This window comes from Novipirellula artificiosorum (assembly GCF_007860135.1).
GTDB classification, from domain to species: Bacteria; Planctomycetota; Planctomycetia; order Pirellulales; family Pirellulaceae; genus Novipirellula_A; species Novipirellula_A artificiosorum.
In genome coordinates, this window is the sequence record NZ_SJPV01000001.1 from 334,744 (window position 1) to 348,653 (window position 13,910).

General features: G+C 55.9%; 10 protein-coding genes and 3 tRNA genes. 9 read left to right on the plus strand and 4 right to left on the minus strand.

Annotated features, from left to right (window positions below; genetic code table 11):
- The first annotated feature begins 83 nt into the window (after positions 1-83).
- The gene (locus Poly41_RS01070) at positions 84-2,339 is read left to right on the plus strand and encodes a ribonuclease R family protein (RefSeq protein WP_146524083.1); all 2,256 of its coding nucleotides are present in this window, start codon (positions 84-86) and stop codon (positions 2,337-2,339) included.
- 221 nt (positions 2,340-2,560) lie between these two features.
- Entirely contained in the window at positions 2,561-3,724 is a 1,164-nt protein-coding gene (locus Poly41_RS01075) for an FG-GAP repeat domain-containing protein (protein ID WP_146524084.1), read from the plus strand.
- Between the two features lie 256 nt (positions 3,725-3,980).
- Here Poly41_RS01075 and Poly41_RS01080 read toward each other — a convergent pair.
- A tRNA-Lys gene (locus Poly41_RS01080) sits at positions 3,981-4,053 on the minus strand.
- A 115-nt stretch (positions 4,054-4,168) separates the two neighbouring features.
- Positions 4,169-4,257 (minus strand) — tRNA-Ser (locus Poly41_RS01085).
- A 294-nt stretch (positions 4,258-4,551) separates the two neighbouring features.
- On the opposite strand from Poly41_RS01085, the gene Poly41_RS01090 reads away from it, so the two are divergent.
- The 3 genes from Poly41_RS01090 to Poly41_RS01100 all read left to right on the plus strand — a co-directional run bounded on the left by Poly41_RS01090 (position 4,552) and on the right by Poly41_RS01100 (position 7,196).
- A complete protein-coding gene (locus Poly41_RS01090) occupies positions 4,552-5,535 on the plus strand; it encodes an FAD:protein FMN transferase (protein WP_231615310.1) in 984 nt (327 codons plus the stop codon).
- A 75-nt stretch (positions 5,536-5,610) separates the two neighbouring features.
- On the plus strand, positions 5,611-6,201 hold the full coding sequence (locus Poly41_RS01095; protein WP_146524086.1) for a hypothetical protein: 591 nt from the start codon (positions 5,611-5,613) through the stop codon (positions 6,199-6,201).
- A 56-nt stretch (positions 6,202-6,257) separates the two neighbouring features.
- Positions 6,258-7,196, plus strand: coding sequence for a hypothetical protein (locus Poly41_RS01100; RefSeq protein ID WP_146524087.1), 939 nt, complete (start codon positions 6,258-6,260; stop codon positions 7,194-7,196).
- A 73-nt stretch (positions 7,197-7,269) separates the two neighbouring features.
- Here Poly41_RS01100 and Poly41_RS33785 read toward each other — a convergent pair whose 3' ends face one another.
- Positions 7,270-8,442: a hypothetical protein gene (locus tag Poly41_RS33785; RefSeq protein ID WP_197230983.1), complete on the minus strand. Its 1,173-nt coding sequence runs from the start codon at positions 8,440-8,442 to the stop codon at positions 7,270-7,272.
- Positions 8,443-8,946: 504 nt separating this feature from the next.
- On the opposite strand from Poly41_RS33785, the gene Poly41_RS01110 reads away from it, so the two are divergent.
- The 4 genes from Poly41_RS01110 to Poly41_RS01125 all read left to right on the plus strand — a co-directional run bounded on the left by Poly41_RS01110 (position 8,947) and on the right by Poly41_RS01125 (position 12,716).
- Entirely contained in the window at positions 8,947-11,562 is a 2,616-nt protein-coding gene (locus Poly41_RS01110; RefSeq protein ID WP_146524088.1) for a tetratricopeptide repeat protein, read from the plus strand.
- Between the two features lie 40 nt (positions 11,563-11,602).
- On the plus strand, positions 11,603-12,052 hold the full coding sequence (locus tag Poly41_RS01115) for a flagellar export chaperone FlgN (RefSeq protein WP_146524089.1): 450 nt from the start codon (positions 11,603-11,605) through the stop codon (positions 12,050-12,052).
- Positions 12,053-12,164: 112 nt separating this feature from the next.
- A complete protein-coding gene (locus tag Poly41_RS01120; protein WP_146524090.1) occupies positions 12,165-12,404 on the plus strand; it encodes a hypothetical protein in 240 nt (79 codons plus the stop codon).
- A 239-nt stretch (positions 12,405-12,643) separates the two neighbouring features.
- Positions 12,644-12,716 (plus strand) — tRNA-Gly (locus Poly41_RS01125).
- A gap of 206 nt (positions 12,717-12,922) precedes the next feature.
- Here Poly41_RS01125 and Poly41_RS01130 read toward each other — a convergent pair.
- A complete protein-coding gene (locus tag Poly41_RS01130) occupies positions 12,923-13,768 on the minus strand; it encodes a helix-turn-helix domain-containing protein (protein WP_146524091.1) in 846 nt (281 codons plus the stop codon).
- Between the last annotated feature and the right edge of the window lie 142 nt (positions 13,769-13,910).

Sequence of the window (13,910 nt, forward strand, 5' to 3'; positions counted from 1 at the left end):
CCGCCCCTCGACTCGAACTCATTTTTCTTCCAATGGCGCCATTCAAGGCGACAGAACTCACCCAAATCGGATATCTTTTTTGAATGGATGTATCAACAGAATTAACGGATCGGCTGCTCCGTCTACTCAGCACGCCACAATACCGACCCAGCAAACCGAAGCAAATTGCCACGCAATTGAAGCTCGACGCGGACGAAACCAAAGAGCTACGGCGAGTGGTCAAGCAATTGGTTCTCGAAGGCCGCGTCGTTTACGGCTCCAATCACCTCGTCGTTCCCGCGGGTGCCTTCACTGGCGAGCCCGACCTCGTGCGAGGCACTTTCCGGCGTGCGATGGGGGGTGGTTTCGGTTTCGTGCGTCCCGGCGACCATGAAAACGAGAACGAGGTTGCCGAACATCTGTTCGTGCCGCCGGGATCGACACTCGGCGCCCTTGAAGGCGATTTGGTGGAAGTGCGTGTGCGTCCAAGCCGGAAAGGGGGCGAGGAAGCGGTCGTCGTTGAGATCCTTCAACGAGCTCGGAGACAATTCACTGGCACGTTTCGAATGTCTGGGGGCAAGCCTGCGGTCCTGCTCGATGGCACTCCCTACCACCAACCGGTTTCGGTTGGCGATGTTCGCGGTTTACCCATTTCCGACGAGGATAAGGTCTTCGTCGAAATGGTCGAGTTTCCAGACGACCGTGGAAACGGTGGCGAAGCCGTGATCTTGGAGCGGCTTGGAAGCGGCAATAATCCTGAGATCGATACGCTGCTGATCATGCGTCAGTACGGATTGCCGGATACGTTCCCCGAAAAGGTGCTCAACGAAGCACGCCAACAAGCCGACGCGTTCAACGACACATCGGTTCCCGAGCATCGCAAAGACTTAACCGGTTTACTGACGATCACGATCGACCCGTTCGATGCTCGTGACTTTGATGATGCGATTTCGCTGCAGCGGGAAACCGATCGGTGGCGGCTTTGGGTCCATATTGCCGACGTCAGCAGCTTCCTTCCGGTTGGCAGTGAACTCGATGAGGAGGCCAAGAACCGGGCGACGAGCGTTTACCTGCCCGATCGTGTGGTGCCGATGATTCCTGAAATCATCAGCAACCACTTGGCGAGCTTACAGCCCGACCAGATCCGGCTTGTGAAAACGGTCGAGATCGAAATGCTCGACGATTTGACGATCACGCATACCGAAGTTCACAATGCCGCGATCCGCAGCGACAAGCGACTCAACTACGAGCAGGTGGACCAATTCTTGGCCGATCCCCAACGGCATGTCGAATCGTGGGGCGCCCCCATTTGCGATTTGCTTTCGCGTATGCATACGCTTGCGATGAAGATGCGAAAGGCAAGGTTCAAAGCTGGATCGTTATCGCTCGACATGCCTGACACGAAATTGATTTTTGACAAGGCCGGCAAAGTGAAAGGGGCCTACCTCGTCGACAACACCGAAAGCCATCAGCTGATTGAAGAATTCATGTTGGCCGGGAATCAAGCCGTTGCGACCTGGCTTGATGATTTGGAATTGAACTTCTTACATCGCATTCATGAGGCCCCACAACGACGCAAGCTGCGAGCATTGCAGATCTTTGTACGCGATCTTGGACTCGATGTCGGATCGGTGGAAAGCCGTTTTGAAATTCAAAAAGTGCTCGATCTCGTTGCCGGCACACCGCTCGAACAAGCGGTCAATTTCGCTGTACTTAAATCGATGAACAAAGCCGTCTATGGTCCGCAGCGTGAAGGGCACTATGCACTCGACATGCAACACTATTGTCACTTTACCAGCCCGATTCGTCGCTACCCCGACTTGACCGTTCATCGATTGGTTCAAAAACTGCTGGAAGGCAAGAAGACGCCCGACGATCCCTTCCCGATGCTATTGAAGCTTGGCCATCACTGCAGCGACATGGAGCGAAACGCCCAACAGGCAGAACGGGAATTGATTGAATTGAAGCTTCTTCACTTCTTGAAGAAGAAGGTGGGTGAATCACTCGAAGCGGTCATCAGCCGGGTGTTTGCCGACGGTATCGATGCCCGATGCATCAAGCTTCCCGTCGATGGCTTCTTGCCGGTCACGTCGTTACCGCAAGACAACTATCGCTTTGAGCGAACCAGCCAGCAATTGGTCGGTTTCAAAGAAGGAAATCGTTTCCGTCTAGGCGACCAACTGACCGTTCGCATCGCGAAAGTGGATTTGCAGGAACGCCAACTCTTTGTCGATTTGGTGAAAAACCATTCTTCGAGACAAGACGCAGCCGTGAAGAAATCGGCAAAGTCAACCAGCTCAAAGTACAAAACCAAACGCAAGAAGGATCGTCGCGAAAGCAAGAAACGTCGCAAGCGGTAAGCACGCTTGATGCTGACTCGGCAACACGATCACATCGTTCCAACATGGCGATTTATCGCACCAGCCACGGTACTCGGATCGACGCAGACTCGATTCGACGGCTTGTAGCATGGCCTCATAAGAAGGGAAGATTCGCTGCTGGAATTCCTAGCGCCGCGGCGTTAGGATAACACTTCGCTAGTGGGACAACATCTGAAAAGCATGACGAGGTACATCCAACGATGCAGACAAACCCGGGGATCTATTTTTTGAGTCTTTTGTTGACTGCCGTCGCTTCGCTCGGACTGGCTGGCGAACCGACCTGGGTGCGGAGAAGCAGCAACACCGGCGACCTTGCCGCGCCGAATGCGGGCAGCCAGCAAACGTGCTGTGTGGTCGCCGATCTGGATGGTGACGGCATGGACGATTTCGTGGTAGGCGAACGGACCAAGACACCCTCCATCGTTTGGTACAAGAATCGCGGCCAGAGCTGGGACAAGTTCGTGATCGACGATCAGCCCCGGAAGCCGGAAGCGGGCGGTGTCTGCTTTGACATCGACGGCGACGGCGACCAAGACTTGGTATTCGGGCAGGATTCGAGCGGCTCGGAAATCTGGTGGTGGGAGAATCCGTGCCCTGATTTCACGAAGCCATGGCTGCGGCGATTGATCAAGCAAGACGGCGCTCGGCAATACCACGACCAAACCGCAGGCGACTTCGACGGCGACGGAAAAATCGAATTCGTGACTTGGAACCAGCGGGCCAAGCAGTTGTTAATGTTCGAGGTGCCCGAGGATCCTCGATCCGCTGGGCCGTGGCCCAGCACCGTGATTTTTCAGTGGGACCAAGGCCCGCCGGCGGAAGGCTTCCCATCGATCCCGGTCGACATCGACTCGGATGGACAGATCGACATTGTCGGTGGCGGACGGTGGTTCAAGTACCAGGGTGGTGGCAAATTCGATCCGCACGTGATCGACGACAAAATGCGGTTCACTCAGTGTGCCGCCGGGCAATTGGTTGCAGGGGGCCGCCCTGAGGTCGTCTTTTCGCCGGGTGACGCAGACGGCGACGCCAAATGGTACGAATGGAAGGACGGTAAATGGGTGGCCCATTCACTCGGGTTCGTGATTCACGGTCATACCTGTGAAGTCCGCGACGTGAACGGCGATGGCAACCCTGATATCTTCATCGGCGAGATGGGCAGCCCCGGCGCGGGGGACAAGGCCAAGGCCTTCGTCTGGTACGGTGATAGCCAAGGCGAATTCCGCAAGACGATCGTCAGCGAAGGCCAAGGCATCCACGAAGGCCTGCTCTCCGACTTGGACGGCGACGGCGATCTCGACATTCTGATGAAGCCGTACCATCACAACTCGCCACGAATCGATATCCTGCTGAACACGCCGTAAGCCGGCGATGAACTTAGCCAGCAGCGTCACCAAACTCGTGCATTTTGATGTTTTTCGCAGGCCGGGACGTGGCCTGGCAAAGCCAAATTGACGCGACGCGACAAACTTCGCGACCTCATCCAGTCGCTGGTTTCTGCGCGACGCACCGATCCGCCACGAACGAATCGTAGCCTGGACCGACTTGGTGATCGAAAAAGTGCTCTGCCGACGTCGGCAGGTCGCGGAAAGTACCGCAAATCACGGTGTTCTAAACAAGTGAGAGTGCTGGGACTCGAACCCAGGACCAACGGATTAAAAGTCCGTTGCTCTACCGACTGAGCTACACTCTCATGATGTGATTAACGCCTTGGTGGTGACCGAAAAAAACAAACCCGAAGCAACACCGTTGTTGCCCGGGTTGAAATTTTTTGGCCGATCGATACCTATGGAGTATCACCAACCAAGCGGAGCGGACAGGATTCGAACCTGCGGAACCAATTTCTCGGTTCACCGATTTAGCAAACCGGCGCTTTCGACCACTCAGCCACCGCTCCTTCTTTTCCCTGATGCATGTCCCGCGAACGGGCATGACTTGTTTTCGGTTGCTACTCCAGTCGAGCAAGGCAGATTGTGCTGAATTCTCTCCAGAAACGCAACCCACAGTGAAACCTTTTTCATCATCACCCGATTTATGACGTTTGACGCTAGAATGTCCTCGTGACGGGCGTTGAAAAGCCGTGCTTCACCCCTCTTGCGGGAACGTAGTCTGTTTGACCGTTTTTGTGCCGTCCGAGTTCGTGCTACGAGCCCCCAAATCGCCTATGTTTTGCCAAATTACCCGAAAAGCGATGGCAACCGAGTTTGTCATCATGCTGCCCGATGGCGCTAAATCCATGGATGCAGCCGTGCAAGCTGCCGATCTGGTCGAATCGATTGAACGTGATCTCAGCGTCTACCGGCCGGACAGCGAGGTCTCCAAAATCAATCGACTGGCGGCCCAACAGCCCGTCAGAGTCTCGAAACCGACGTTTTCGCTATTGGAGCGAGCCGTCGGGCTGAGCGAACAGACCGAGGGTGCCTTCGATATCACGACCGGCCCGCTGATCGATGCATGGGGGTTCACCAAGCGAAGTGGCCGAAAACCAACGGCGGCGGAGGTTAAGCAGGCGCTCACGCGAGTCGGGTACCAACGGCTGGTACTCGATCGTGAGACATCCTCAGTTCGCTTCGCGACGGCAGGAATGGCGATTAACCTGGGGGCCATCGGAAAAGGCGATGCCCTCGACCGGATGGCACTTGAACTGCAAAGCCATGGGGTCACCGACTTCTTGATCCACGGTGGCAATAGCAGCGTGGTTGCGGTTGGGGACCAAGATCCGGGCAGCTCGAAGGGATGGGCGGTAGGTCTCGCTCATCCGACGAAGCCCCAGCGCCGGCTCGCGGGGCTATGGCTAAAAAACGCGGCGATCGCAACGAGCGGTTCTGGCAAGCAGTTTTTTCATCACCGAGGCCGGCGCTATGGCCATGTGATCGACCCCCGCACCGGATATCCGGCAGGTGATTTGATGTCCTTGACGCTGGCCATGGGCAGCGCGACGGACGTTGACGCCGTCGCGACAGCCTTGTTCGTGGCCGGATCCCAACAGGTTCGCCAGCGATACCAAGAGGACGGGTTCTCGCTGGCCATCATGACTCGTGCTCTGGGGCAGCAAGACTCCGTCGAAGTTGAAACGCTTGGCGATTTTGATTGGATCGAGACCCCTCAAGCCGACGAAACGGGCACTAAAGATGCGAAATCAAGCGAAAATTCTATCTTTCAGCTACCTTCCTAATTGTGCTAGGGTCACACATTCCTACAGCGTTCGCACAGCCCCGTTTCCCCTCTTCCCTCCCTGAATTCCGGATTCATGTTAGGCGAATATCGTGTCAGCCGATGCACGCGGCATTGTCATGCGTTAAACCGCCCGCTCCGCGAGGGGGAATGGTTCTACTCGGTCGTTTTGGAATCGGGTGACGATTTCCTGCGCCAAGATTATTCGGCAGAAAGCTGGCAGGGACCACCCGAAGGAACCGTGGGGTGGTGGAAGAACCGAATGCCCCGAGCAGACGACAAGAAGCTGGTTTTGGCACCACCGGAAGTCCTGATCGACTTGCTACGCCAAATGGGCAACTTTCCCGACAAAATCAAAACACGCTATTTGTTATCGCTGATGTTGATGCGAAAACGACTGCTTCGGCCTTGCCAGTCGATGCAGGAGCCCTCCACCGAAGTGGGCATTGATCCCTCGTCAAGTGATGAACCCTCAAGCGATGAACCCTCAAGTGATGAACCTTCGAGTGATCCGTGCATGCGAATCGAAGTGATTGCCGACGGATCGACCATGGACGTGGTGCGTGCCGAGATCACGCGAGACGAAGCGGAAGCATTGCGAGAGGAGTTGAATGCGTTGCTCTACTGCGAAGCGGAACCCCTTGCAGACGATATCGAACCTAATTAGCCGAACGAATTCCCAAGATCACCACCAACGACAAATTGGCAGGAGGCCAAACGCGGATGCGATCATTGCTGTGGATTGGACTCATCGCCGTTTGCTTTGTCTCCGGTGGAGCCACTTGTTCAAAACGTGACGTCCCGATGCCGTTTCCGCCACCGCCCGCCGTGCTGACGGAAATCCCCTCGGCGGAGGAGTTGGCAACCGTGGTCAATCGCACCGCATCGATCCAAAAATTGTCGACCAACACGGCCACCGTGGAAGTGCTGACGATGCCGAGTATCCCGCGGTTGAGCGCCACAGTGAATCTCGAACGCGAGAAGCGTTTTCGGATGCGCGCATCCGTGCCAATCATGCTAGGCGTTGGGATGGATATGGGCAGCAATGATGAATTGTTCTGGTTCGAAGTCCCCGACGGCATGTCCAAAGTCTTGTACTACGCTCGACATGACCAATATCGTCAACAACTCAACCGTGCGATTTTGCCGGTCGATCCAACTTGGCTCATGGACGCGCTCGGTTTGGCTCAACTCGACCCTGCCAGCGTCGTCGCCGGGCCGGTCTTACGTGACGATGGCAAACTGGAAACTCGATCGATCCTCCAAATGCCCGATGGAATCTACCAGAAAGTCTGCTTCTTCGAGAAATCAGCGGGATACGTGACAGACCAATTCCTGTATGCGCCCGATTTACGACTGATTGCAAAAAGCTCGGCAACAAACCACAGATACTATGATCAGCAGCAGTGCGTGCTTCCGCATCAAGTGGAAATCCATCTCACTCCGGCATTCGGCGAGCCTTTGGCGATGAAGATCGAAATTGGCTCGTACACCATCAATCAATTCTTGACCGATGACCCGCAATTGTTCGTGATGCCACAAAACGCTGCTCAAGCAGTTGACTTAACAACGCTCTCGGCTGGCGTCGCTCCGCAAACGCATGCGACTGAGTACACGGCCGACAACGTCACCGCGATGCCGATGCGTGGGACGCTAAGATAAAAGAAACCGACATTGCCGCGAGTGGCAATGTCGGTTGATAGCTTTCTAGCTGTGATCGACTCGCAGCGCGAGCCTACATCCCCGAAGGCGATGCAACCGGGCCGGCATCGTCGTCGCTGGTCGCAACAGGGATCGCGATTGCTGCTGCGATACCACCCAGCAAGCCAAGGCCTCCAAGGCCGCCGCCACTTCCGCCTGCTGCTCCGCCGCCGCCTCCACCGCTTCCACCACCGCCACCGGCAGCAAAGCCGTGGCCTGAGAAACCGCTTCCGTGAAAGCCCGTGGATACAAAACCGGTCGTCTCGGGCCCAAGGGGTGCCGCGATGGCATCGGTTGGCTGGATCGATCCAGCACCAAACGGATCAACCACTCCGGGAATCATACTCGGTGGAACAAGCGTCACAGGAAGCATTTCCACGACGTCGTTTTTTACCACCGAAACCAGCTGCGTTGTGGGATCGAGGTGAGCGGAGGTTTCGGAAGGATCGAGAACATCAAATGCGAAGGTTGCGTAGCCGGCGGGACCCGCTGCCACGATACCATGGGTTCCCGACCGAACGCCTTTGAATTGAAACTCACCCTTTGCGTTGGTGTACGTCTTGCCCACCGCCAAGCCTTTTTGCATTAACACGACTTCGGTGCCGGCAAGCGAAACCGCCGTATCTTCTTGACGAAGAATGGAAACCAGTTGACCGCGGAGAACGCCGTGATCATCCAACTGGACACGGTAACGAAACGCGACCGAGTCAGCGTCCAGGTGCGATTCGACTTCACCGAGTTGCGTGGGCTCTAACTTAGAAAATCGAGAGACAAACTGATCCATCCACGGTGCCAATTTCTTGACGTTCACTGTTGCCAACGTCATGCGGACAGGATCCCCAAGAGCATCGTCGCTAACGGCGGAACGCACAAAGATGATGGTCGACCCATAGACGTCCGAATTCGATGCAACCACCGCGTAGGGTCCGCTTTGCATGTCGGTCAAACGGACCAGACCTTGAGCATCGGTCTTAAATTTCCTGGCAACGCCACTCCGATCCACCACGGTGACCGATGCCCCTGCGAGCGCAAGCCGGCTCTCGCCTTGTGGCACGTCGAGTTGCAATGGTACCTCACCACTTCGCTGCATCGAAACCGTATTGTCCGCCGGCAATCGCGTGTTCGATTCCGCCATGGCGTTCTGTCCGGTGACGGCTACCAGTATCGCAGCGATAGCTGATACCGTCGTTTTGATTCGTTGACTCACGTTCATTCTGCTCCCCATGTCATTTCGCTGTCCTATCACAGCACCCACCGGTGGCGGGACCTGTGTTGGTTGATCACTGTAGATTGCCACTTGCGAAAAGTATCTTCACAAAGATGGACAAGTCGCTTCGAAAACGTACGACATAACAAACACAATGCAAGAAAAATACGCAAAACGCGCCCCCTGTTTAGAAGGCAGAATCGCTATCACCGCTACGAAGCGGCCGTTGCCTAGCTGGCCCAAGCCTTGCATCGGCACCACAGCAGCGCAAGCGTTCGTCGAAACCAACGCGTTCGATCCTGATTTGGGCCAGGGTGAGAAACCTTCGTCAAAATCAGCATTGCTAGCAATCCGATGATTTCCTCAAGCTTCTTTGGCGAATCCCCCGTGGAGCATGTTTTTGTCGTGTTTTGCCCAAGGCTTGCCGCGTTACTGCGAAAAGATCCTTGACCGAGAGGGGTCCAATGTGGTACTCGCGAAGGAGTCACCCAACGGACCGTGAGCATGCCAGACGAAAAGACGAACAACAAGGAACCAGCGAAGCCAGCGAAAAGTCGCGACAACTTGACGTGGGCGTTGATGGCTGCTGCCGCGACGGCAGCGGCGGTCGGATTCGCGGGGCTGTTCTCGCTATGGTTACGCGGCGGGCCACCGAATGATCTCGAAACGATCCAGGTTGCCGCGAGAGAATATGTCGCTGGGCGAACCGTCTTAGCCGGCGAGTTAGCCAAGACCGTTGAGTTTCCCTCTTCCGAAAACGCCCCCCCCGCGGATGCCGAACCGTCAAGCGACGCCTCTCAGGCAGCCGAAGAAGAAATCGCGGATCTGCGGAAGCTAAGAGACTTCTTCGTTGGGGCGGGACTGGTAGCGCGAGCTCAGCAAACGGACGAACCGAGAAAACGCCGCGAATTGCTATTTGAGGCGGTGCCTCTGCTTGAAAAGGCGTCGAAGTCGGGATTTCCAGTAGGCCGCGAGGTGGAAGGCTCGCGTTTTCTGGGCGAGTCACTTTTCGAACTGGGACGATTTGACGAGGCGGCCATTCATCTCGAACAAGTGGTTCTCCGGGCCCCCACACTGAGACGGGCTCTGGTCCCCCTTTTGGCCACAGCTTATTTAAAGACGACCGAGCCCTCCGCGGCCAAAGCCTTGGCCATCATGAATCGCTATTTGGCCGACGAATCGCTCCGCGAAGAACCCCGCCGGATCGGTGAACGCATTCGGATCGATGCACTCACGCGGCTCGGGCAATATGACGAAGCAGAAAACGCGGTGGCCGAGGCGCTGGAGCAGCTGCCACCGGCGGAAAGCCCGAATCCAACGAAGCATGCAGATGCTCGAGAACAATTCTTACTTGCGAGAGCCATCGTGGCGGTGGAAAAAGCGATCGGCCGTCATGGCAAAGCGCCGATCGACGAATTGGAGGATCGCAGCGCCGTGATTGCGGAATTGACGCAAACCCTGTCGGATTTGAATGATCTACAGCGTGAAACGTCACCGCGCACCTCCGCCCGTGCGCGGATCTGGGCAGCCCGCGCGTTGGCTTGCCAGGGGATGCCCGATCGAGCACTCGCTCAATTGACGATGGTTCGCCAGCAGCGCCCCTTTGCAGCCGAAGCCATTGTCGGCAGCTTGGAGGAAGTCGAGTTATTGGCCAAGCAGGGTCGAGGGACGGAGATGCTGCAAACGACTCGTTTCATGATGCGGGAATTGGGAGACAAAGGCGGCTTTGATCCGGCGCTTGTTTCCTTCGAAGCCTTCCAACGACGGTTCATTGTGGCGCTCGAAAAATTGCGAGATCACGAGGCCTATGCGTCCGCCATCGACATCACGCGGAATATGACCCCCGTCTTCTCGCCCAGCGAAGCGTTGATGCAAGAGGGGATCACCTATCGCGAGTGGGCGGCTAGCACGATTCGGGATGGAACCAACGTCGGTGGCGACGTGTTGCGAACTGCTTCCGAAATCGCGCGCTCGCGATTCCGCGCAGCCGGTGACGCGTTTTCGCGGGCTGCAGAAATTGATTTTGACACCGACCGCTACTTGTCGACGCAATGGGCAGCGATTGATGCCTATCAACAGGGGCGACACTTTGAACGAAGCATTCGCCTGCTGCGGCCGTATCTACGTTATGAAGAACGCCGTCGCCAACCGCGTGGCTTGGTCGCGTTTGGACGAGCATTGCTGGCTGACAACAAACCCAACGAAGCGATTGATTCGCTTGAAACCTGCATTGCGGAATTCCCCCGCGATCCGCTCCGCTACGACGCCCGATTGCTGCTTGCAATGGCTCATTCAGAAATCGGTGACTTGGAAAAGTCGCGGAGCTACTTGATGGACAACTTGCAAGACGGCGAATTGACTCCTCAAAGCCCCGCGTGGCGTGATTCGCTCTTTACACTTGCGGAAATGCTCTACCGAAAAGGCTATGAAAACCATCTTGCCGCTCAGCGTGTCGGTGCCGAAGAGCGAATCGAAAAGCTGAAAGAAAACCAACCCATCCTGGAAGACGCGATTCGCCGCCTCGACGAAGCTGCCGAACGGTATTGGCCGCTGCCGCGAGCGGAGTCGGCAACCTATTTGGCCGCTCGTAGCCATCTGTTGGCCGCAGAATGGCCACGACTCGAATCACAATCAGAAGATGTCCTGGATGCCGCCCGCCGAACTTTGCGAACCAAAGTGGACAACGAATTGCAAGCCGCGCTCGATGGCTTTTCACGGTTAAAAGAAAGTTTGTTGGTTTGCGAGGACGAAGAACGCCTTTCCGATGATTCCAGATCCATGCTGCGCAACTGTTTCATGTCCGAAGCCGACACACTCAAAGAACTCGGGCGTTTGGACGATGCCTCGGTGGCCTACCGAGCCGTTTCCCTTCGCTACATGAATGAACCCACGGCGCTCGAGGCGATCCTCGGCCAAGCCTGTTGCGTGCGGGAGCTCGGTCGTGACCGTGAAGCCGCTCTGCTTGTTCGTCAAGCCGATGTCGTCCTGCAACGAATCCCACCCAAATTCGACGACGACTTCCAAAAGACCACCCGCTATGATCGCGAAGGCTGGCAACAGCTTCTGGCCTGGATGAACGCAGGGATTCAAGATCCTGGTGGCATCCCAGGACAAACCTAAGCCGACATGATCACCTTGAGATAACGATGGAGTAACCGCCATGGATGGAAAGCAATTAGCATCGTTGGTCGATGAGCGCCACAAGATTTTGTGCGACCTCGTCCAACTCAGCCAATCACAGCTTGAAGCGATCGACGCAGGACGAATGAATGAACTGATGCATTTGCTTTCCGCAAAACAACCCCCTCTTGCGAAGCTCGCCAGCGTTTCCCAGCAACTCCACATCGCGATCGGCGATGACCCCGAAATGCGAATGTGGTCTTCGCCACAGCGAAGAAGCGAATGCCGGAAAAAAAATGAACAATGTGAGCAAATGCTAGCCGAATTGATGGAGATGGAATCGTCGTGCGAAACGAAGCTTGTGACCAGCCGTGCGGAAATCGAACAGCGAATTCAACGCAGCGATGGTGTCAAACGGGCCAATCAGAGTTACCGACAATCCGACATCCAACCGAGTTGCGGGGGGCAACTCGATTTGTCGAGTCAATAGAAAAAGGATCGGTCTAGACATCGCGTCGACGGCTTCACTACAAGACAATCCGAATACAAACGCCTGGTCAAAAATTGACGAGGAAACGATAACGCAACCGAGGGAACGAAAGATGAATGTGAACTTCTTTGAATGGCTACGGGACGGTGTCCGGCAATCGGTGTTGCTGGGCGTCAGCGATGCGATTGAACAAATCGGGACTCCAGCGGACAGCGATAACCTACATCCGAATGTCGCCGCGCTGCTGGCCGGAGAAACCGATCAACCCAAATCGACTCGATCCAAGAGCGCCGGTGGGCGGAAACGCCTGGGAAAGTCGCTGAAGGACATGAACTCCACCGCAACGACGTGATCAGCACTCGACCTGCTGAGAAACGCTCGATAAACGACCGTGTTGTGGCTGGCGTTTCCAGCCACTCGCGGATGCCGAAGGTGCATCAACTCACCAAGCGATCCTTCGATCGTCATACAAGGCGATTCAGGTTAGACGAACTGGTGCCGTAGACCGACGCCACTCGTCAGTTGAAATTCTTCAGGGCGAGGGTACAATCGATTCTCCGAAAGGGAGGGAAACTTGCCCAGGGACTCCCTGCGGGCGTAACTCAGTTGGCAGAGTGACAGCTTCCCAAGCTGTTTGTCGCGAGTTCGAATCTCGTCGCCCGCTTCTTGTTTCGGGAATCGCTACACCCGAGACTACACCCTACGCATAAAACTTGGAAGAATCAGGCAACAGACGCTAACGCCAAACAAGTAGCCTTGGCATGGAACACCCAACACAAGGCCTGACCCCGGGAAGCGTGACCCTCGGCCGTGACACGTCGCTCCTCGCGTGCATACTCCAGTTTGCGGTTTCTCGACGCATAGACTTCTTCAGGATGGTGTTTTACTTGCCGCTGTTGGACGATTCGCTTTGCGAAAATCTCGCGGAGCGCAGCCACAGCCCGCTTTAAACGCTTCATTAAATCGGCTGAGGCTTTGGAAACCCGAGTCGAGTGCGACATTTAAGATCGTGTCGTCCGTGGTGACCAGCAGCCGTTGTGCGTGCGAGATGCGGTGCTGGATAATGAATGCCGTCATCGTGGTGCCAAACGTCTTGCGGAACAAAGTCATCGCGTAGTTGGCGTGGATGTCCAAGGCTTCGGCAATCGATTGAGACGTTAACGGCTGTTGATAGTTTCGCGCGATGTAACAGGCGATTTGATCGGCCCGAGTCAACGCGGCCATCGACGTAAGCACTACCCCTTCGGTCATGCCGTGAGCAAATCGTAACAGCCGAGCCTGGACTTCCAAACGTGCGGCACGTTCCAGCACTCGGTCGTCGGTCTTCAGGTCCTGCTCCCAGCGCCGGAATGACATTTCGTCCCAGTTGTTGTGAATGAGATCGACCATGAGTTCCCCTTGCAGGATGCGATTCACAAAACTCAAATCGAGTCCCGCCCGCAGAAATTCGCTCAACGGAAGCGTTACGACGAAATAGGGTGCCTCTCCTTCAACCTCCACGATTTGATGCGGAATCGCGGCCCAGAAAATGCCGAGTCTCCCGGCTTCGATCGTGGTTCGCTGGCCGCCCAGCAGGTAAGTCAGAGAACCGGCCGTGAGCAGGTTCAGTTCGATCTCGTTGTGCCGGTCTGGACGGGACATCCGCGTCGGCGTCCACCGTTCGCAGGCGAAACCATACGGTGAGAAGTCAGGGCGTTGGGTGTCGAATCGCTTCATTGCCTTAGAATATCGTGAATATTGCCACGATGGCAGGGAGACTTGCGGTGCTTTTGTGGATAATCTGGCCCGAGACTTAGCGCGTGACCCGCTGCTGAACCACAACCTATCGAACTCACGGCAAACAGATGGAACGGCAAAC

What these genes read in the sequence shown, in the direction of transcription:
- Poly41_RS01070 (WP_146524083.1), top strand. Translation starts at nt 84, where the DNA reads ATGGATGTATCAACAGAATTAACGGATCGGCTGCTCCGTCTACTCAGC.
- Poly41_RS01100 (WP_146524087.1), top strand. Translation starts at nt 6,258, where the DNA reads ATGCGATCATTGCTGTGGATTGGACTCATCGCCGTTTGCTTTGTCTCC.
- Poly41_RS01120 (WP_146524090.1), top strand. Translation starts at nt 12,165, where the DNA reads ATGAATGTGAACTTCTTTGAATGGCTACGGGACGGTGTCCGGCAATCG.
- Poly41_RS01110 (WP_146524088.1), top strand. Translation starts at nt 8,947, where the DNA reads ATGCCAGACGAAAAGACGAACAACAAGGAACCAGCGAAGCCAGCGAAA.
- Poly41_RS01095 (WP_146524086.1), top strand. Translation starts at nt 5,611, where the DNA reads ATGTTAGGCGAATATCGTGTCAGCCGATGCACGCGGCATTGTCATGCG.
- Poly41_RS01115 (WP_146524089.1), top strand. Translation starts at nt 11,603, where the DNA reads ATGGATGGAAAGCAATTAGCATCGTTGGTCGATGAGCGCCACAAGATT.
- Poly41_RS01090 (WP_231615310.1), top strand. Translation starts at nt 4,552, where the DNA reads ATGGCAACCGAGTTTGTCATCATGCTGCCCGATGGCGCTAAATCCATG.
- Poly41_RS01130 (WP_146524091.1), bottom strand. Translation starts at nt 13,768, where the DNA reads ATGAAGCGATTCGACACCCAACGCCCTGACTTCTCACCGTATGGTTTC.
- Poly41_RS01075 (WP_146524084.1), top strand. Translation starts at nt 2,561, where the DNA reads ATGCAGACAAACCCGGGGATCTATTTTTTGAGTCTTTTGTTGACTGCC.